At 49.9% G+C, this 19,993-nt stretch carries 17 protein-coding genes and 2 pseudogenes; 8 read left to right on the top strand and 11 right to left on the bottom strand.

Annotated elements, in window-relative coordinates; genetic code table 11:
* The first annotated feature begins 1 nt into the window (after position 1).
* The gene (locus H7698_RS05890; protein WP_031319193.1) at positions 2-643 is read left to right on the top strand and encodes a hypothetical protein; all 642 of its coding nucleotides are present in this window, start codon (positions 2-4) and stop codon (positions 641-643) included.
* A 265-nt stretch (positions 644-908) separates the two neighbouring features.
* Here the strand turns inward: H7698_RS05890 and H7698_RS05885 are convergent.
* The 5 genes and pseudogenes from H7698_RS05885 to H7698_RS05865 all read right to left on the bottom strand — a co-directional run.
* Positions 909-1,332 (bottom strand): annotated as a pseudogene (locus H7698_RS05885) (KUP/HAK/KT family potassium transporter); the annotation flags it as partial.
* A 145-nt stretch (positions 1,333-1,477) separates the two neighbouring features.
* Positions 1,478-2,803: an OprD family porin gene (locus tag H7698_RS05880; protein ID WP_017341661.1), complete on the bottom strand. Its 1,326-nt coding sequence runs from the start codon at positions 2,801-2,803 to the stop codon at positions 1,478-1,480.
* 216 nt (positions 2,804-3,019) lie between these two features.
* The gene (locus tag H7698_RS05875) at positions 3,020-3,352 is read right to left on the bottom strand and encodes a DUF2790 domain-containing protein (RefSeq protein WP_017341662.1); all 333 of its coding nucleotides are present in this window, start codon (positions 3,350-3,352) and stop codon (positions 3,020-3,022) included.
* Positions 3,353-3,669: 317 nt separating this feature from the next.
* The gene (locus H7698_RS05870) at positions 3,670-4,932 is read right to left on the bottom strand and encodes a hypothetical protein (RefSeq protein WP_017341663.1); all 1,263 of its coding nucleotides are present in this window, start codon (positions 4,930-4,932) and stop codon (positions 3,670-3,672) included.
* A 2-nt stretch (positions 4,933-4,934) separates the two neighbouring features.
* Complete coding sequence (locus H7698_RS05865; RefSeq protein WP_223272654.1) at positions 4,935-5,132, bottom strand: hypothetical protein; 198 nt, start codon at positions 5,130-5,132, stop codon at positions 4,935-4,937.
* A gap of 13 nt (positions 5,133-5,145) precedes the next feature.
* On the opposite strand from H7698_RS05865, the gene H7698_RS05860 reads away from it, so the two are divergent.
* The 4 genes and pseudogenes from H7698_RS05860 to rloA3 form a co-directional block, all read left to right on the top strand.
* A complete protein-coding gene (locus H7698_RS05860) occupies positions 5,146-6,876 on the top strand; it encodes a heavy metal translocating P-type ATPase (RefSeq protein WP_235992747.1) in 1,731 nt (576 codons plus the stop codon).
* A gap of 30 nt (positions 6,877-6,906) precedes the next feature.
* Positions 6,907-7,353, top strand: a complete 447-nt coding sequence (locus H7698_RS31715) for a TFIIB-type zinc ribbon-containing protein (protein WP_321197510.1) — start codon at positions 6,907-6,909, stop codon at positions 7,351-7,353.
* A 181-nt stretch (positions 7,354-7,534) separates the two neighbouring features.
* Positions 7,535-8,449 carry a cation diffusion facilitator family transporter gene (locus tag H7698_RS05850; protein ID WP_017341666.1) on the top strand — a complete coding sequence of 305 codons (915 nt, stop codon included), beginning with the start codon at positions 7,535-7,537 and terminating at the stop codon, positions 8,447-8,449.
* 128 nt (positions 8,450-8,577) lie between these two features.
* Positions 8,578-9,036 (top strand): annotated as a pseudogene (gene rloA3 / locus H7698_RS05845) (retropepsin-like aspartic peptidase RloA3); the annotation flags it as partial.
* A gap of 247 nt (positions 9,037-9,283) precedes the next feature.
* On the opposite strand, the gene H7698_RS05840 reads toward rloA3, so the two are convergent.
* Together H7698_RS05840 and H7698_RS05835 are read right to left on the bottom strand one after the other, a co-directional pair.
* On the bottom strand, positions 9,284-10,984 hold the full coding sequence (locus H7698_RS05840) for a phosphoethanolamine transferase (RefSeq protein WP_017341668.1): 1,701 nt from the start codon (positions 10,982-10,984) through the stop codon (positions 9,284-9,286).
* A 194-nt stretch (positions 10,985-11,178) separates the two neighbouring features.
* A complete protein-coding gene (locus H7698_RS05835) occupies positions 11,179-11,487 on the bottom strand; it encodes a hypothetical protein (protein ID WP_130205470.1) in 309 nt (102 codons plus the stop codon).
* Between the two features lie 774 nt (positions 11,488-12,261).
* On the opposite strand from H7698_RS05835, the gene H7698_RS05830 reads away from it, so the two are divergent.
* Both H7698_RS05830 and H7698_RS05825 read left to right on the top strand, forming a co-directional pair.
* On the top strand, positions 12,262-12,939 hold the full coding sequence (locus H7698_RS05830) for a heavy metal response regulator transcription factor (protein WP_194690848.1): 678 nt from the start codon (positions 12,262-12,264) through the stop codon (positions 12,937-12,939).
* Between the two features lie 313 nt (positions 12,940-13,252).
* Positions 13,253-13,552, top strand: coding sequence for a DUF2790 domain-containing protein (locus H7698_RS05825; protein WP_031319196.1), 300 nt, complete (start codon positions 13,253-13,255; stop codon positions 13,550-13,552).
* 41 nt (positions 13,553-13,593) lie between these two features.
* On the opposite strand, the gene H7698_RS05820 is transcribed toward H7698_RS05825, so the two are convergent.
* The 4 genes from H7698_RS05820 to H7698_RS05805 all read right to left on the bottom strand — a co-directional run bounded on the left by H7698_RS05820 (position 13,594) and on the right by H7698_RS05805 (position 18,259).
* A complete protein-coding gene (locus H7698_RS05820; protein ID WP_017341672.1) occupies positions 13,594-15,006 on the bottom strand; it encodes a heavy metal sensor histidine kinase in 1,413 nt (470 codons plus the stop codon).
* Positions 15,003-15,677: a heavy metal response regulator transcription factor gene (locus H7698_RS05815; RefSeq protein ID WP_017341673.1), complete on the bottom strand. Its 675-nt coding sequence runs from the start codon at positions 15,675-15,677 to the stop codon at positions 15,003-15,005. Before H7698_RS05815 ends, H7698_RS05820 begins: the two co-directional genes overlap by 4 nt.
* 513 nt (positions 15,678-16,190) lie before the next feature.
* Complete coding sequence (locus H7698_RS05810) at positions 16,191-17,588, bottom strand: heavy metal sensor histidine kinase (protein ID WP_017341674.1); 1,398 nt, start codon at positions 17,586-17,588, stop codon at positions 16,191-16,193.
* On the bottom strand, positions 17,585-18,259 hold the full coding sequence (locus H7698_RS05805; RefSeq protein WP_017341675.1) for a heavy metal response regulator transcription factor: 675 nt from the start codon (positions 18,257-18,259) through the stop codon (positions 17,585-17,587). The genes H7698_RS05810 and H7698_RS05805 overlap by 4 nt, the downstream gene beginning before the upstream one ends.
* Positions 18,260-18,625: 366 nt before the next feature.
* On the opposite strand from H7698_RS05805, the gene H7698_RS05800 reads away from it, so the two are divergent.
* Entirely contained in the window at positions 18,626-19,912 is a 1,287-nt protein-coding gene (locus H7698_RS05800) for a TolC family protein (protein ID WP_017341676.1), read from the top strand.
* The last annotated feature ends 81 nt before the right edge of the window (positions 19,913-19,993 follow it).

The following is a 19,993-nucleotide window of genomic DNA, read 5'->3' as shown; positions in this document are numbered from 1 at the left end:
CATGTTCAATACTCCGCTTCCCACTGTTAATGAATTGCCCAGCACTCGCAAACTGCTACGTTCGACTGTTCTTGCAATATTGGTTGCTGCGGGACTTCTGGTAACAGTCGTAATGCCCTCGGAATACGCCATTGATCCGACAGGTGTAGGCCGAACACTGGGCCTTACCCAGATGGGCGAATTGAAGATCATCCTTGCCCAAGAGGCTTTAGCGGACGCAGATCCGCCGCAAGCATCGGCTCCGGAGCCGGCTCCGCAAATTGCAGCAGTTAAACCCGAAGTGCAATCTGCGGTTCAACCTGTGGCGAAGTCCAATCTAGCCCTGAAAAAAGATCAACTAACCATCACGCTGAAGCCTGGTGAAGGGAAAGAAATCAAGCTGGAAGTGCTGAAAAACAGAACCGTCAACTATGAATGGACAACGGTTGGTGGGCCTGTGAACTACGACACCCATGGCGAGCCCTACAACGGTGAAAAGGGTTACTTCCACAGCTACAACAAGGGCAAGCAGGTCAAAAGTGATAAAGGTGAATTCATCGCTATTTTTGACGGCACCCATGGTTGGTTTTGGCGTAATCGCAGCAACAGCGACGTGACCATCTCACTGAGAACGGCCGGCGATTACTTGAGCATCAAACAGTAATCCGAAGCCGCGATGGCTGTTCTATTGCCGAAAATGCAGCGCTCAGCCTAGATAAAGACCATTTATCTCATCCATTTTTTGAAAAGTCATTCCATGAAAACCCCAGCAACGCTGATTCGTTCGATGCTCCTGATCTGCTTTCTTGGCCTGATGACCGCATGCGGTGGCGGTGAGAAAGGAACAACATCCGAGAGCGCTGAGCACGGACACTCACACGAGTAACACCCTGAATAAAACAAGGCCGCATTTGCGGCCTTGTTTGTTTCTATATCGCAACCTGCGTACCCAGTTCGATCAGTCGGTTCAGCGGCAAATTAAAGTATTTGAGGTTGCTGTTGACGTTCTTCAGTAAAAAAGTGAACAAGCTTTCTCGCCAACGAGCCATCCCCATACGCTTGATCGGGATAACCGTCACGCGGCTAAAGAAGTAGGTGGAATGCATCGTGCAGAAATCCAGCTCTTTCATGTGTCAGAGACTCAAGGCTGCGGCTACGTCACGCTCCTCGATAAAGCCAAAGTGCAGGCTAACCCGGCAAATCCTTTACCTTAAGCCTAGACCTCAAACCGCCGATCATCTGGCACGCGCGGCCGTCCTCAGACGCCACAGTTAGCAACACCACCTGCTCGTGCAGAACCTGTTTCTGCAATTGATTGTGCGAGAGCCCATGAGGGGCAGCATCAGATCTGGAATAATGGCCGGAACATACCAACAGTTATATCAATACACAAAAAAAGGCGCCACTCGGGCGCCTAAGCCGTCTCCAAAACCAAAGGAGAAACAAAGAGACGGGGGTGTATCTGGTAATGGGGCCTAATGCCGATGGCTAGCGCCCGTTAAAGGAGTTGCAGCGGGTATTCGACAATCAGTCGGACCTCGTCCAAATCAGATTCGAAATCCGTGGCTCGTGTCGTTGCCTGGCGAACACGTAGAGACATGTCCTTCAGAGAACCTGACTGGATGACGTACTTAGCCTCGATGTCTCGTTCCCAACGCTTTTGATCCTGCAGTGGGGCGCCATCCGCTCCACGACGCATGTACACGCTGTTCGCGTTGGAATAGTCCGCATCCCAACCCTTAGCGTAGCGGGTCATGAAGCTGAGACCGGGGATGCCGAAAGCCTGCATATCTAGATCGTAGCGCAGCTGCAAGGATTCCTCTTTCGGTGAGTTGAAATCGCTGTACTGAATAGAGTTATCCAAGAAAATTGAGTCGGATTGGCGAAGGTAGTCAAAGTCGTCGTTACCATTATTGCGCTGGTACCCAACGGTCACGGTGTGCGCTCCGAATTTGACCCCGGTCTTGCCGCTCCAGATGTTGTTATCGAAGCTTCCCAGAAGTTTTTTACCCTCATCAACCGCTCGGTAGTAATTAAAGCCACCGATTAGCGATACGCTGTCTGAGAGCGGATAGCTCAATGTGGTGCCTGCGTAATACTGGTTCCACACATCCTTGAATTGGCTGGTGTAAAGACTCACACCTACGTGCTCATTGACTGTGTAATCGCCCCCTAGATAAGCGATCCACGGAGCATCTACCGCACCAGCGTAGAAAGTCGAAAAGCCGTCACGCATGCCACTGGAATTGGGTTGGCTCATCGCATGCAGTCGACCACCCTGAAGGGTCAGGTCTTTGATGCTGGTATTGGTAAACGTTGCACCACGAAAACTCTCAGGGAGGAGTCGAGAATCGCCATAGGCCACGACAGGCGTCGATGGAAATACGTCCCCTACCTTGACGACTGTATCCAGGAAACGCACTTTTGCGGCCCCGCCTACTTTTGAGTAGGAGTCTTCAGGTTGGCCTTTGCTATTGTGCGGCAAGACATCGACTGAGCTACGAGCTCCCGAGCGACCATCACCTGAATCGAGCTTGAGGCCTTCCATTGCAAACGCGTCAATGCCGAAGCCTACGGTACCTTGAGTAAAGCCTGATTCGAACCGGCCAATGATGCCATGAGCCCATTCGGCTGAGTACCCATTTCCCGTGGGGCTTGACTGGCCCTTTCGATAATCACGATTGAGATAGAGATTCCGATTGAGAATACTAAAGGTGCTCCCCTCAATGAATCCTTCAGGTCTTTGCTCAACAGCCACTGCAACTTGCGCCATGCTCATGCTAAGGGCAATGAGAGAAAGACCATAAATGCTTTTATTGTTCATTTAACACTCCAGGCTTTAGCTTGGCAGAGTTTCTTTATGAAATTTTTTATAGTTATAAAAAGCCACCAGCACGTGAGGATTTCTCCTACGTGCCGGCAGACATAATTTCATACAATAGATAACTCCAGCGTGACCTGAAAATTACTTCTATGTCAGCGAACAGTAAGCAGGCTCAAAACATACCGAACAACTTGGCGCAGTTATGGCCAACGCTAACTAGCTTCCGTGAGGGCAGTTAGTACCCATAACCTTGTATTCCAGGGTGTTAAGCTTGCCCGCCGAATCTTCATAGGTCATGCGCGAAGGGGCTACGCCACAGCTTTTATTGGCTTGAGTGGTACTGATTACCTTCTGGACATCGAGGTTCATTCCATATTCATAATGGACGACTTCAGGTGTCGTCTTTCCGTTTTCTAAGGCGTACTGCTCCATCGCCTTCTGGTTCTCTTGCATCATTCGACCATAAACACGGTCACCACCTCCTTCAGCCATGGCCAAAGAAGACATCGTCAAGATGGAAACGGCAAAAAAAACTTTTAGTGATTTCATGATTTTCTCCTAGTGTTCACTTACTTCTGACTAGAGGATAACCAGTGATGCCTTTCAGAAAGCTGCCGCGAATATTACATATGCGTAAGGTGTTCCACAGTACACGTGAGCTCGACTATTAGAAATTTAACTTATTGGCGGAGTAGGCTGAATACGTCAGATAAGGCATTAGGGACCAACTCGAGCTCCTCATGAAGCACCCAAGATTTTTATTAAAGATACATCTCCTCTATATCATTGACAGCTGCTTGGACTGCTCCAGATGGATGAGTCGTTTGAGCGCAGTAAGATGAGACGAAGAACGTGTTAAAAAAGCCTCATGGGCTGAGAATATTAGGGGCTACGTTGAGTACCGAAAACACCATCGCTAGGATAGCCTTTAACAGCCATAAGAAATCGTCCCAGTATTTTATCGCGGCTAGCAGCAAAGCACCGACGATTGGAAGCAGGGACAACCCCTTCAGCAACCGAAAGGTCCTGGTGAGGGTTCGGCCTTGCTTGTCGACTTGATCGATGGTGATCCTGAGCAGCCCCTGAAGTTTAGGGGGATATGTTTTTATCTTGTCCTTGAAATCATCGAAAATGACATTGAAGCTGTGTAGGAGGCGCTCCGTTTGCAGCATTTGGTTGTGAAGGATTGCAAGCAGAACCACAGAAACCACTGCCAACCCAAGGACAAGGATAAAACCTTCGAATCTTGAGGTTGTTTTCTCCAGCACGACCAAACCCGCTAGCGATATCGGCAGGGCGAGCATCTTGCCGGCGATGTCGCCCAGCACCCCGCTAAGCTTGGTGCCATAGTCGATTTCAGCTTGGGCCACCTCGCGCCGGGCCCGCTCAAACGAGAAGCTATAGACGTAGGTTTGCAGATTCGCGCGGTATGTGGCGAGGACCTCCCGCCACTCCCGCACGATCACCAAGAACAGATTGGGCTCGCTCTCAAACTTCTCTATGACGCTAGCCACCGCCATCCGAATCATTAATTTTCGTTCGGAGAGGTGTGCCTTATTTTCGTTTTTTCGATTGAGTATTTCTTCCAACAAGCTCAGGTGATTGAGCTCATAGTCAAGTACCTTGGCGTCAACCTGAGTAGGCAACAGAAATGTTCTCGGCGGCTTAGCCCCATCAGGAGGCAAGGCAAAGAAAAGATTAAAACCATCTTGGCTGCTGTCTTTGTCGACACCGATCGCTAGCAGTGCAAGCAGCTCGATCAACCGACATACGCGCCTGAGCGCCTTAATCGTCGGAGGTTCGGTGTCATCACTATCTGCCCAACAGAGCTCAACAATGTACACGTTGCTCGGAAATTGGCCCTTGCCCAATGAGCCATTGCGAGCGACAAACTCGCCTAGGTTCGCGTAGAAACGGCCAGACTCGTTCGATGGCAAGCGAAACTCAATATCGAGAGAGTCTGCTTCTTCAGAGCAATGCTCGAACTTGCCATAGGCTGCGGGCAGGCCATCGCACATTCGCAACGTACCGATAATGTCGGGCGTTGGCATCCCCTCATAGCGGATGACTCCGTCCTCAATGGGGGGCGCTCCAATGGCGCGGTAGAGAGCTACCACATTAGAAAACATTCTTAGCCGACCCTGGCCAGCAGTTCTTTCTCGATCACACCAACCAGTTCGGCAGTCAGATTGGACAGTGTCAAATTTTTCCGTCCCTCATCATAATAAACGTCTGCGGCCGGATCCTTACCTAACGCTCCACGCTCGAATTGCAACGACCAGTTAGCCGCGTCCCCCTTGATACGGGTCTTTGTTGCCGCTCTTTCCATTCTTAGCGCTGGCTTGCCTACCCTAAAAAAGGGTTGGATTGCGATTAAGAACTTTACTCTGAACATTTATTTTCTGATGTCGCTGGCTGTCGTTGGTGCTCTCGTCATTGGTAAGTGGCCTGAAGCTGCGATGGTGGTTTTCCTCTTCGCTATTGCTGAAGCTATCGAAGCACTTTCTTTGGAGCGAGCGCGTAACGCGATCAAGTCGCTAACTGCGTTGGCGCCGGAAACCGCCGAAGTAATGATTGACGGTGCCTGGAAAGATCAGCCCGTGGCGAGTGTGTTACTCGGTAGTCGTATTCGGGTTCGTACAGGTTCGCGAGTACCGTTGGATGCCAGCGTCGAGTCTGGTCGCGCTGCGCTTGATCAGGCCCCAATTACTGGCGAAAGCCTTCCAGTTGATAAGCAGGTCGGTGACCCGCTTTACGCAGGCAGTATCGTTACCGACGGAGTGGTTGAAGCGACTGTGACGGCCGTAGCAGGAGAAAGCACTCTTGCTCGTATCGCTGCGGCCATACAAGACGCGCAAGCTCAACGAGCCCCTACTCAACGGTTTGTAGATCAGTTTGCACGTTATTACACCCCGGCTGTAGTGGTTCTTGCCCTGTTGGTTGCTGCGTTAGGCCCCGTTCTGTTCGCTGGTACCTGGGGCGATTGGCTCTATCAGGCGCTGGTCCTCCTAGTCATCGCCTGCCCGTGTGCTTTGGTAGTTTCAACGCCAATTACCGTTGTCAGTGGACTTGCCGCGGCTGCCAAACATGGCATTTTGATTAAGGGCGGTGCATACCTCGAAAGCGGGCGACTTCTTAAAGTTGTGGCACTCGACAAAACCGGAACTTTGACCCAAGGCAAGCCGGTACTGACTGATACCGAGCCGTTTGGTGATCTACCCATCGAAATGGCTTTGAAGATCGCTGCGAGTCTCGACGACCACAGCACGCACCCAGTGGCAAAGGCGTTGGTCAACGGCTGGAAATTACAGCAACCAGACGTCGCTCCCTTTTCGGTTGAGGACTTCGGTGTACTCAACGGTCGTGGTGTCAAAGGCGTTATTGATGGTCAATTATGGCACTTGGGCAACCACCGCTTGGTTGAGGAGTTAGGTCTGTGTTCGCCTGCGCTTGAAGCCCGATTGTCGTTGCTCGAAAACGCAGGAAAAACAGTAATCGTGCTTTGCGCCGCCAGAGGTCCGGTGGCGATTTTTGCTGTGGCGGACACAGTAAGACCTGAAAGCATTGCAGCCGTAACTGCTCTGAAAGCATTGAATGTCGTACCGGTGATGCTCACGGGCGACAATCCTGCAACGGCCAAGTCCATCGCCGCGCAGCTCGGTATACAGGATGCACGCGGAAACTTGATGCCGGAGGATAAACAAGTCGCCGTCGCGGAACTCAAACGCCGCTTTGGTACTGTTGGCATGGTGGGCGATGGTGTGAACGATGCTCCAGCATTGGCGCAAGCCGACATTGGTTTTGCGATGGGGGCCGCAGGGACTGCCACAGCCCTTGAAACGGCTGATGTCGCCATCATGGATGACGACCCACGCAAGATTGCTGATTTTATTAGCCTGAGTCGTCGATGTGCCTCTGTTTTGAAGCAAAACATCGGACTGGCCTTGGGTATCAAAGTTGTATTTTTGGCGCTTGCATTGTCCGGCCACGCTACGTTGTGGATGGCTGTTTTCGCCGATATGGGAGCGAGCCTGCTGGTCGTATTCAACGGACTGCGGCTACTGCGTCGGTGATACGAAAGCTGCGACTTCGTCTTCAATTACATGCCCACACAAGGAAATCAAATCATGCAATGTCCGATCTGCAAAGATACTGCCCTCGTAATGACTGAGCGCCAAAGCATCGAAATTGATTATTGCCCTCAATGCCGTGGCGTTTGGCTCGACCGAGGTGAACTCGACAAGATCATCGAGCGCAGCCAACAACAGGAGGCCGTTAGGTTTCTTCCACAGAACCCAATTCCACCCGTACAGAATGCTCCTCCAGCAGTACAACCCGGTTACAGCCAGCATGGAGATAGCCAAGCTCATGGAGATCAGCGAGGAAGTCACGGTGGCGGTTGGAGAGAAGGTGGCCATCAGAGCAGTCATCAGAGCGGCCATCAAAGTCATGGTGGACATCAAAACCAGAGTGGGCATCAAAACCAGAGTGGGCATCAGGGGCAACAGTCGTACCGCAAAAAATCATTTTTGCAGGAGATGTTCGATTAAGGCTGCGATTTCGCGCTTTGATCGGGATATACCTCGAACCAGCACCAATTCTGAAATAGGGTGTTTCATGAGATGGAACCGTTTTGGGTATTAGCTGGTCTTTATATCCTGCAATCGACTCGTAGCAAGGGTGCTACCTGGGTGGTTGGAGTTTCAGCAAGCGGCGTTTGAGGAAAAGGTTATGAGTTCAGGACACAGTCACGGCCAAGTACGCGCCGGTCACGAAAAGTTGCTGTGGATCGCACTCACCCTGACGACAAGCTTTATGGTCGCGGAGGTCATTGGAGCTTTTGTCACCGGCAGCCTGGCCTTATTATCCGACGCGGCCCACATGCTGACGGACGTTGCGGCTTTGGCGATATCCTTGGTCGCTATTCATATAGCCAAGCGCTCTGCGGATAGGAAGCGGACCTTCGGGTACGCACGATTTGAAATACTTGCAGCCACCTTCAATGCGGTCTTGCTGTTTTTAGTCGCTATATACATCGTTTATGAAGCGTATCTGCGACTTAAAGTCCCGGCGGAAATCCAGTCGACTGGCATGTTGGTCATTGCGGTGTTCGGGCTCATCGTCAACCTTGTTTCAATGCGCCTACTGAGTGCTGCCAGTGGGGAAAGCCTCAATGTGAAGGGCGCTTATTTAGAGGTCTGGAGCGATATGGTGGGGTCTATTGGCGTCATCATCGCAGCTCTTTTGATCCGTTTCACCGGCTGGACTTGGGTTGATTCACTTGTCGCGGCTGGCATCGGGTTCTGGGTGCTGCCCAGGACTTGGTCATTGCTCAAGGAAAGCATGAACATATTGCTGCAAGGGGTTCCAGAGGGCATCGATATTGAAAAGGTAGAGGCAACGCTTTATGGCATTGAGGGGGTCAAGAATATCCACGATTTGCATATCTGGGCTTTGACCAGTGGTAAAAGTGTTATGAGCGTCCATCTTGTCGCTGACTCGGCTTCCCGCAGCGAGCAAGCTATCTTGGCTGAAGTAACCAGCCTTATGAGTGATAAGTTCCACATCAGCCATACTACCGTCCAAATGGAAGGATCTGATTTTCACGATCAACTGGCTGACGATCATGAGGGTATGGTCCACTAACTGAGTCGTGGTATTTATTTAAGCTGGATGAACGTTTATACGTCGCGATACAGATCAAAAGGGTCGATTAAAATGGTCAGAAATATTTTAAGTTATTCTGGGCTGGCTTTGTTTTTGGCTTTTGTTGCGCAGCCAGCTTTTCAACACCTGCTAATCCAGAAAGGGTATACGGGTGGATTGAGGAAGGAATACTTTTGCCAGAAAATATTGCTGTGAAAGTAAAGTTAGATACAGGTGCTCTTACATCCTCGATGGATGCGAAAGACTTAGAACGATTCCGTAAAAATGGAGAGGAATGGGTTCGTTTCAACGTTAAAGTAAAAGACACAAAAACTAAGAAGGTGAGTAACGCACTCTTCGAGCGACGCGTCGAAAGAAATGTAAAGGTTCGAGGCGCCGGTGGCGCTGAACATCGTCCAGTAGTCATGATGACGATGTGCATAGGTGATAAAATTTATAAGGAAGAGTTTTCACTGAGGGATCGAGGCGACATGAACTACCCCGTATTGATTGGTCGCAAAACTTTGGGGGTCTTGGGGGCGGTCGATGTTTCACGCACATTCACTAACGAACCAAACTGTAATTAAACACCTGAGTTATACATTTTATCTATACGTGCAAGGTGAATGTATTGAGAAAATAGCTCGGCAGAATTTTGCAGCTTTTTTGATGCTTGATGTGGCCGACTAAATAGTCTTAAAAAAAGCTCACCCGGATGCTGATTTTTAGGAAGAGTTAGAAGTGGCGCCATGCAACGATTAGTAGTTGCATGGCTTCTAATCAAAGTATGCTCATACTATAGGGTCATTTTAGATCTTTCTCGCGCAGCTCCACTTATTTCGGTGTTTTCATTGATTGACGCTCAAATGTCTGCGCGAGCTTTAACGGTGTTGACGCTTTGGACTGACAGGTACTGAACAGATCAAGCTCGGGGCGATATGATGTAGTTTGAATACCCATCAACCCCAATATAGAATGGAATAAGTTATCATGGGACAGTGATACTCCGCGTTGTTCCTTCAGGCATTGAGGATCTAGGTTTTGACGCGACTGCATATCTTTGGAGATCCAGAGTACCATGGGGATACTAGTCTGCTCGCTGGGAGCCATGGCATAAGGAAGTCCATGCAAGTAAAGCCCATTCTCGCCGAGGGACTCACCGTGATCAGAGACATAAAGCATCGCCGTATCAAAACGTTCAGCGTTACGCTTTAGCAGGTCGATCGTTTGCCCAAGTACGTAGTCCGTATAACTGAGACTGTTATCATAGGCACTGACAATGCTTTCGCGCGTACAACGTTCGAGTTGGTTATTATTGCAAACGGGCCCGAATCGTTCGAACGCTGGTGGATAGCGTTTCGAGTAGGATGGGCCGTGACTGCCTTTCATGTGTAGCACCACGATTGAGTCCCGCTGCTGTTTATCCAAGTAGGCTTGTAAATCTTGCAATAAGACTTCGTCGTAACACTCGTCGGCTCTACATAATCCCAGCGTTTTTTGATTGTTCAATTTTTCATTTGGTACTCGGTCGCAAATGCCTTTGCAACCCGAGTTATTGTCTCTCCAAAGGACCGATACTCCGGCCCGCTGCAAAACGTCTAATAGTCCTTCTCTACGCAGCGCCATACCGTCTTTGTAGCCTTCTTTACCCACATCCAGGAACATGCAGGGTAAGGAAACGGCCGTAGCTGTTCCACATGAGCTGACATTGGTAAAACTTAAGACGCCACGCCTGGCCAATTCCGGATTGGTATCCCGGGTATAGCCATTGAGGGAGAAGTTAGCGGACCTAGCGGTTTCACCCACCATAAGTACCGTTAGCCGTGGTTTGCGTACACCAGCAGTAGCTTCTTCACGGCGGGCATCAGCACCAATGGTTTTTAATTCGGTGGGAACTGCTAGCTGGCGACGCGTATACCCATGGATTGCCGAAACCACATTCGACGGAACCAACATCAATCGGAGTTCGCGATGGTTACGCATCAGCGATGCATAGGATTGATAAAGCGTAAATACGATGACCGCCAAGCAGGTGAGCGCTACCGCCACACCCATCAATCGATGAGCAAGTGCGCGGGACCACGATCGTTGGATCAAACGGACTCGGGTAATAATCAACCCCGGTATAACACCAAAGCCCAGCATCCACAGCAGTAGTTCCCAGTTCAGCAGGTCCGTGGCCTCGGACCTGTCCGTCTGCATCACATTCGTTAGCATGCTGTAATCAATTACTATGCCATAGCTATTCATAAAGTAACTCGTTGCTGCCGCAACCAGCAGCACGATAGCTAACACAGGTTTTATCAAGCGTCCCCAGGCCATCACGCTGAGCAATACGTATAGCCAAATCAACACGAACCAAGGCAGGCTAAGCACGAATATGGTGTTTCCGTCCTGTAGGCCTCCCACGCCTTGCCAGACAGCTCGCCAAAATGGCCAGTTACTAAACAATAGAAGCCAGGTTGAAACTGCAAGAATTAACTGATTACTACCGAGGGTGATTTCCCAACTGCGAATTGGTACTTTGTTATTCATGGGTACTCCGGAATATCTCGACGTATCCAGGCGCGAACTGCCACCGGAGTGTCACTACGTTTTAGGTAAGAAAAAATCGCCAATGGCGCGGTGCAACTCGTGGATGCACCAGTGACCCTGAACGTTCTCGTCAGCTAGTTGGCGATCTGCGACTAGCCAAACCGCCAGACACCCCAAACTGATGAAAATCTTTTTCATGAGGTGCCCCCCCAAGTAAGCGACGTGGCTGTAGATCTGCTCGATTCGTCCTTGAACACCAGTAGTTGTGCTGAAGCGAAATACTGGGTGCGGGGCCGCGTAGACTTTGTTGCTCTGTTGGCCGTCGAGCGCTTGTCTACAGCGAGGCGGATTTCGTACCGCAGGCGTAGCTTGGTGACGTTGTGCAGATCACGAGACTGATAGGTGCGGCTGGCCGCCGACGAAATACTTTTTAGTTTGCGGCCGAAGGACAAAATCGGTGTTGAAGCGTCCACCAGGGTCAACCGCTTCCGGATGCTGGTCATCCTCGTTCCGCCAGACATTGCGAACTCTGAACTGAAATCAGACCTTGCTGTGCACGCATGACGCACACTTTCGGCGTCCGACGGAGCTTTACGTTGGTGGTGTTCGAATTTTCGCGGAAGGCTTTGGCATCCATTAGTACTGGATTAGGGATCAAATCAGTCTGTTGGTGCCCCGTTTGGACAGTTTGGATATCCCACTGGACATCTACGGGGCTTGGGTTATTGAGTAATGCGGTTTGGGGTTTTGTCCTAGCCTCGACGTGGGCTTCCTGTCGCGACGCCGTCATCAACGACGAAACACGAGACAGTGGACCTGCCGCCCACAACATTTTTCTAATGCGAGATCGCATAACGAGATTTACGCCCCCAAAGCGCATTGTTTCTTTGTTCACTAATAAATATTTGATGGTCTAAAAAAACTGCGGGCATCGATTTCAGGTGTCTGGATTCGATCAGAAGTCGCCCCGTCCGCAGGATCCTATGACGCGTAGATTTTTTGCACACTCAATGTACTGTTGAGCAGTTATCAGAAGGATGACTGAAGAATTACAAATTTGTTATAAGCCCATCTGCTGCGGACAATTAGTCTAAGATCTATTTAGTGTGGAGGTTTGTATGTTTTACGTCGATTGCGTAGCGGAGCCTCGATAATGCGTGATAAATTCTTACTGACTAAAATCGATCAATGCAAATATGTTGGAATGGGTTGGTGAGTGAAGTTATCTGTGCGCGTATAAGGAAGTTTTATTATTTAGTATCGAGATTTTATGAAAAATGCGTATTTTGATAATAGAAGACGAGCTGAAAACCGCCCATTATTTACATCAGGGGCTGTCTGAAAGCGGATTCGTCGTTGATTGCGTCGCCAGCGGAATCGATGGCTTACGCTTAGTATCCCAACAGGCTTATGATCTTGTAGTGCTCGACGCGAACCTACCGCAACGTGACGATTGGGGTCTACTTGTAAGCATTCGCAAGGTCATTATTGCGCCTATCATGATACTTACCGTTAAAGGTAGTCTGGAGGACAAAATCAAAGGGTTCGACCTAGGCGCCGACGATTACATGGTCAAACCAATTGAGTTTCCAGAACTGTTGGCCCGAGTACGTACTCTGATGCGTCGCACTGAATTGTCGGCATTGCCCGATGTGCTGTGTGTCGGCGACCTGGAACTCGATCTGGGCAGACACCGTACCTGTCGCGCCAAGCAGCGGATTGAACTGACCAACAAGGAGTTCGCCTTGCTACACCTCTTGATGCGCCAGACTGGTACGACGCTGTCACGCAAGCAAATCATGTCCTCTGTCTGGGGGCTGAATGCTGATTGCGACACCAATGTTGTTGAAGTAGCAATGAGAAGGCTTCGGGCTAAGATTGATGACCCTTTTGACAAGAAGCTAATCCATACCTTGCGTGGTGCTGGATATGTTCTCGAAACGCGTGATCAATGAGCCCTCTTAATCCTTCGAATTTTGAAATTGTGTGAAATAATCGACATTCAATTTAAATTCAGAATGCACAAATATTTGCTCTAATAGTCAGTTTTATAGGATTCCCCAATGGCTCCTGGGTGGGACGGTACTGCGCCTGGCTGATTTTGATACCTCACTAAGCTTTTGAGGCTAACGGGTGGAAATTACAAATAAGTAATTTTTCTAAAATGAGTCAGAAAGGTTTATCTCGTTAAACTTACGTAAGTTTAACAGCTTTGTAACCACTTCAAAGAGACTCTGCGATGAGCGCTTAAAATTAAGTGCTGTTGCGCTGACGCTATCATTGTCTTCGATAACATTCGCTGAAAGCCGTGGTGATCGCAACGACAACGCCATGGAAGCAAATCAGAAAAAAAAGGCAGCCTACGCAGCCCAAAAAGGCAAGACAGCTCCGGAAGTTCAGAAATATCGTGATGGAATGAAGCTTGATATCGCAAAAGTGGTGAGTACGACCCCACCAATTCGCTCTTGCAACATTGTACCTTTTCGAATGACCTATGAGGACTCAGCTGGAAAGCTTCACACTATTGAATACCAAATTATGGGTGTGTGTCGTAACACGCACGAATGAACGGATGACGTGAATAAGGGCTGTTTTTTCAATGGTTGGTGTCACCAGCTGGCTTGTCCATGGATGTTTGGAAAACCGAGCTTGAAGATCGTGATATTACCGGGGGAGCTTTTAGCCTCTGCCACTCCCTGATGCAGACTCATGATCGATTTCACAATGGCCAAACCAAGCCCGGTACTGCCTTCAGTGCGAGAATGATGGGTGTCGACTCGATAAAAGCGATCGAATAAGTGCGGCAGATGTTGAGGTTCAATACCTGCGCCTGGGTTGGCTACAAGTAGCGAGACTTCTGTGGCATGGACTTCGATGGTGATTGAGATGGCTTGGCCTGCTGGACAATGGCGTATTGCGTTGGACATCAGGTTGGAAATTGCCCGCTGAATCATCAGCCGATCACCAATGGTCGACCCACTGCCCGTAACGCTCAAGCTGACATGTTTCTCTTCCGCCGACAGGGAAAACAGATCGATGACCTTCGAGGCTTCATCCTCCAGCGCAATGGTCTCAAACGGGACCAGCGCAGCGGGATTACTGACCTGCGCTAGGAAAAGCATGTCCGAGACAATCCGGGTTACGCGCCCAAGCTCTTCGGTGGAGGACTCCAAGACTGCTTTGTACTCCTCAATAGGCCGCTCCCGGGACAGCGTCACCTGGGCCTTGCCCATCAGGTTGGCAATGGGCGATCGCAGTTCGTGGGCCAGGTCATCGGAGAACTGCGACAACTGCTGAACATCGCTGTCGAGTCGGTGCAGCATAAAGTTGATGCCACGGGCCAGTTCACTGAGCTCCTGTGGCATCTTGACCACCGAGAGTCGGTGACTGAGGTCCTGAGCAGAGATCATGGCGGCCACCTTGCGAAACTCCTGCAGCGGCGCGAGCTCCCGTTTTACCACTGCCCAGGCACTGATGCCGATAAGAAGCAGCAGCAGTGGCAACGCTATGATCGTCGAGCTTAGATATGTGCTGAGCAGCGCTTCATTGTTGACGCAATCAATCGACAGCAATACGGCGATATTCGTACCGTTCGGTAAGCGGATAAGTCTGGACGCAGTCAGGAAGTGCCGGCCCTGATCATCGATGCTTGGGGAGTACGACACATTGACGGTGGCAGACCCTGCCGCCTTCAACTCCACCCTGGGGTCCTTCAAGCCAGAGCCGGACTTTAAGAGCGGCGTCCTCATATTCTTCAGGTCATAAATGGTAAGGTTCAGGTTGTCATGCCCCATCACCTGATCCAGCAATACGTGCGGTTTGATTTTGATGTCGACAGGTTTTTCATACAGCGAAAGACTGTGCTCGATTTGCCGCATTTTCTCGCTCAGGCTGTCTTTTGACAGTTTATCTAACTCATGCGTTAGCGCGATGAATGCAAGAACCGCCAGAAATAACACCAACAATGCGCCCAGGATACTCACCGCTAAACCCAACCGCGTCGACAGGCTTGCCGACTTCATTCCCGGGCCTCCAGCACGTAGCCAACGCCGCGCAGGGTATGGATTAGCTTGTTGTCAAAAGGATCATCAATTTTGGCCCTCAGGCGGCGGATGGAAACCTCGACCACATTGGTGTCGCAGTCGAAGTTCATGTCCCAGACCAATGAAATGATCTGGGTACGGGAAAGCACCTCACCCGACTGACGCATCAACAGGTGCAGCAAGGCAAACTCCTTGGTCGTCAGGTCGATGCGCTGTTCGCCCCGGAAGGCCCGATGGCGGCCCTGGTCGAGTTCCAGGTCAGCGACCTTCAAGACCTGCGGGACGGGAACGTGTTCGCTGCGACGCATCAAGGTTCGTACCCGGGCCAGCAGTTCTGGAAACTCGAATGGCTTGACCAGATAGTCATCAGCCCCCAGGTCGAGGCCGCGGATCTTGTCCGCCAGGCGCCCGCGAGCGGTCAGCATCATGACCCGGGTGTTACTGCTTTGGCGCAGTTGCTCAAGTACACCCCAGCCATCAAGTTGTGGTAGATCGACGTCAAGTATTACCAAGTCGTAGGTTTGTTGACGCGCAAGGTGAAGTCCATCCGTGCCATTCACCGCCCGATCTACTATATAGCCGCTTTCAGTCAAACCCTGATGCAGGTATTCGGCAGTTTTAAGCTCATCCTCAACTACAAGCATTCGCATGGTAGTGCCGCCCTATGTAATATGAATTGAATAATGAAATTTCGAAGTTTACTTAAATGCCCGACTAAGAAATGATGTAGAACTATTCGATCATAAAGATCTCAAAACCGCGCATTGCTCAAGTGTCCAGTATCAAGCCTGAAGCTGCTACAGGGTCAACAGGAGGAAGAGCTTTTACAATAAAAGTATTTGCGACCATATGTCGCAGGTGTGTTAAAGCGCGGTTCTCTTAGATTTATTTCAGTCTGAAGCCAAGCTCCGCTCGGCTGATATCTATAGGCAATCGTTTCGAAGTGTTACGGTACAGGCAGTCAATTTAATGCCGCACGCGTTGGGGAGGAGTGGCAGGATGTACCAAGGGGAGTTGATCTCGCTTTGTTATGTGCAAATATCCCACCCTATCTATGCTCTAAGGATTTCGGAGTCGCACTCTTAGGTTGTTTTCTATTTGTTTTGATTTTAGTTAAAGTCTTACTAAAAACACTTCCCCGATTTGTGGTCTATTAGTTTACTTTACGCATTATATTTTGGAAATGTAAGTCGAAAGACTGTCGGATGACCCGACATACTTTTGACCTCTGCCGTTCCTTGGTGAAGACTCATGATGGATCGGACAATGGCCAACCCTAATCCAGTACCACCTTCAGCTCGTGAGCGACTGTTATCTACACGATAGAAACGATCGAAAATATGGAACAAGTGCTGGTGCTCAATTCCTACCCCAGGATTACTTATTGATAGTGAGACTTTTTCAGTTTGCGTTTCAATCGCTATAGCAATGGACTGCCCTGCTGGGCAGTGACGAATGGCATTTGATAAAAGATTGGAAATAGCCCGTTGAATCATGAGTCGATCACCTAAAACTTTGCCCCATCCGCTGACAGTTATACCAACGCTCTTTTCCTCAGCCGATAGAGAAAAAAGGTCGATGACTTTTAGCGCTTCATCCTCTAGTAAAATGCTTTCAAACGGCACGAGTGCAGCCGGATGACTTACTTGGGCCAAGAAAAGCATGTCTGAAACAATTCTGGTGATTCGTCCTAGTTCCTCGGTGCATGACTCTAAAACAGCCTTGTACTCTTTTGCCGGGCGTTCTCGAGAAAGTGTTACCTGAGCTTTCCCCATAAGGTTCGTAATCGGTGACCGCAGCTCATGCGCCAAGTCATCAGAAAATTGCGATAGTTGTTGAACTCCGCCGTCAAGACGGTGCAGCATGAAGTTTATACCGTGAGCAAGCTCACTGAGTTCTTGGGGCATCTTGACAACTGAGAGTCGATGACTTAAATCCTGGGCCGACACCATTGCTGCAACTTTCCGGAATTCCCGGAGGGGGGATAAGCCTCGTTGCACAATAGCCCAGGCGCTGAAACCAATCAGAATCAGCAACAGTGGAACCGCTACAATGGTCGAACTCAGGTAGGCGCTCAATAGCGTTTCATCATTCGAGCGATCAATAGACAGTAGGACCGATACGAACTCACCATCCTTTAATTTCATGAGCTTAGAGGCGGTGAGGATGTGGATTCCGGACTCTTCGGCTGGGGAGTAGTACGACAGCTTATTACTGGCGGCTGTTCCGGCTTGATTCGTAGATACTTCAGGTATATCTGCTCCAAAACTCAGCAGAGGTTCACTCATGTTGTCATCATCAAAGATGGTCAGGTTAAGATTGTCGTGTCCCAGCACTTGATCTAATAGCACGTGTGGTTTTAAACTCATGTCACGGGTACTGATATCCATCAGTAGACTGTGCTCAATCTGACTCATCTTCTTCTCTAAGCTATTTTTTGCGCGCGAATCAAGTTCGTGAGTAAGCGCTAAAAAAGCTAGTATCGCTAACAGCACTACTAGTACCGCTCCCATAATGCTAACTGTCAACCCCAGCCGCATCGATAGGCTGACCGGTTTCATTTCCTCGCCTCCAATACATAGCCTACGCCACGAAGGGTATGTATTAATTTTGTTTCAAATGGATCATCTATTTTTGCTCTCAATCTTCGTATCGAAACTTCGACAACGTTTGTGTCGCAGTCAAAGTTCATATCCCACACTAAAGAGATAATTTGAGTGCGAGATAACACCTCTCCTGATTGACGCATCAACAGATGAAGCAGCGCGAACTCCTTTGTCGTCAGATCTATGCGTTGCTTTCCGCGGAATGCGCGATGTCTGCCTTGATCAAGTTCAAGGTCAGCGACTTTTAATACCTCTGGAACTGGAACATGTTCGCTGCGACGCATTAAAGTGCGTACTCTTGCAAGCAACTCAGGGAATTCAAATGGCTTGACCAGGTAATCATCGGCTCCCAAATCCAATCCTTTGATTTTGTCTGCCAGACGCCCTCTTGCAGTCAGCATCATTACCCGAGTGCTACTAGTCTGCCGAATATTTTCAAGAACGTCCCAACCGTCAATTTCAGGTAGATTTACGTCTAGTATTACCAGATCATAAGCTTGCTGACGTGCTAGATGGAGTCCATCAGCCCCGGTCGATGCGCAGTCTACAATATAGCCACTTTCAGTCAGGCCTTGATGTAAGTACTCAGCAGTCTTCAGCTCGTCCTCTATCACAAGGATTCGCATAGGATTTCACCCTCTGGTAAATGTATCGGAATGATTGGATGCTCGTTAAACATGGTTTAAGGGCTTTATTAATCTGTATAAATGTTTCGATTCTGGCTACATCTTTAATTTTCTTCGCAATATGGTCTTTTTAAAGCTTTGCAAGGTTCGTCATGTTTCCTTGACCTCCTAAAGTACTAGGTTCGGCTCCCTTTTTTTGTTTCGGGTTGTTTCTTGGTGCGAGCACTTGTTGACTTCATCCTAATGCATTAATTGAGGTTTTTCCGCTGGATAACGTATTTGTAATTTTTCAGTCACCTTGTTGATAGGTGCGGAGAATTACATTTGCCTCATGGGAAATTCTTTTTGTTTTAAAGGTTTTAAGGAATGATGGAATTACTTCGGCGTAGAAAGTTTATTGCTCACCCAATCACGCATAAGACCATGCTAAGAGCAGGTCTCATTTCGATCCTTGCGCTTTTGACTAGTCCTTTGTTTGCGGCGACCGCTCAAATGCTAACAATGGATCAGGCGCTTGAAACCGCTTTTGCCAATAACCCTGATCTGGCGGCCGCTCAATGGGAGACTGGTATTGCTCAGGGAGAGCGACAGCAGGCAGGGTTGATCCCTAACCCTGAGGTTTCCTGGGAGGCTGAAGATACTCGGCGAAACTCGCGCACTACGACGGTAATGATCAACCAGCCGATCGAGCTTGGCGGTAAGCGCGGGGCTAGGATCGAGGTGGCCAGTCGAGCTCAAGACGCGGCCGGTATTGAATTGGACCGCAAACGCAATGTTCTGCGTGCCGATGTCATTCAGGCGTTTTACAGCTCCTCGACGGCTCAGCAAAGGCTGCTGTTATCACGTCAATCACTTGAGCTCGCCGAGCGCGGTTTGCGTGTAGCTCAAGGTCGCATCAAGAGTGGTAAATCCTCACCCGTTGAAGGTACTCGCGCAGAGGTTCAGCTATCAGAAGTGCGTCTGGAGCTGAGGCGGGCTGAGCGGGATGAGGCCAGTGCCTACCAGCGACTCGCTCAGGTCATGGGCGCGCCTTTGCCTGCATTCGTGTCTGTGGGTGATCCAGGCCGGTCGATGCCAACCGTACCGGATTCGTCACTGCTGCTTAATCGCATAGGTGAAACCGCGGAACTACGATTGGCAAAACTGCAAATAGATCAGCGGGAAGCCTCCCTTGGCCTGGAGAAGGCTCAGCGAATTCCCGACCTCACCGTGAGTATCGGGAGCCAATACGACGAGCGCGAGCGCGAGCGGGTGAATGTCGTGGGGCTGTCTATGCCCATCCCATTGTTTAACCGTAACCAGGGCAACGTACTAGCCGCTGCCCGCCGTACCGATCAAGCCCGCGACCTTCGTAACGCCAGTGAGTTACGCCTGCGCACAGAAATCCAGACCACCCTGGATCAGTGGATGACGGCTAACACTGAAGTCGCGTCGTTCAATCAAACCATCCTGCCTGCCGCGAAAAGTGCCGTCGACACCGCTACCCGAGGTTTCGAAATGGGCAAGTTTAACTTCCTCGACGTACTCGATGCTCAGCGCACCTTGATTAGCGCCCGCACGCAATACATCCAGGCTATCGCCGAGGCGACAGACGCCTGGGTGCGCATCGAGCGAATTTTCGGAGATGTCGCCCTTCTCACTCGCACTCCGTGAATTTCATATAACGCTTTTTTTACCGCTGCTCAGCATCGCAATACCACGGTAATCCGTGACTGCCGACTGGGCTGCGCAGGG

The sequence above is a fragment of the Pseudomonas sp. p50(2008) genome, from assembly GCF_015351605.1.
Taxonomy (GTDB): Bacteria; Pseudomonadota; Gammaproteobacteria; order Pseudomonadales; family Pseudomonadaceae; genus Aquipseudomonas.
This window is presented reverse-complemented; position numbering and strand designations above follow the sequence as displayed.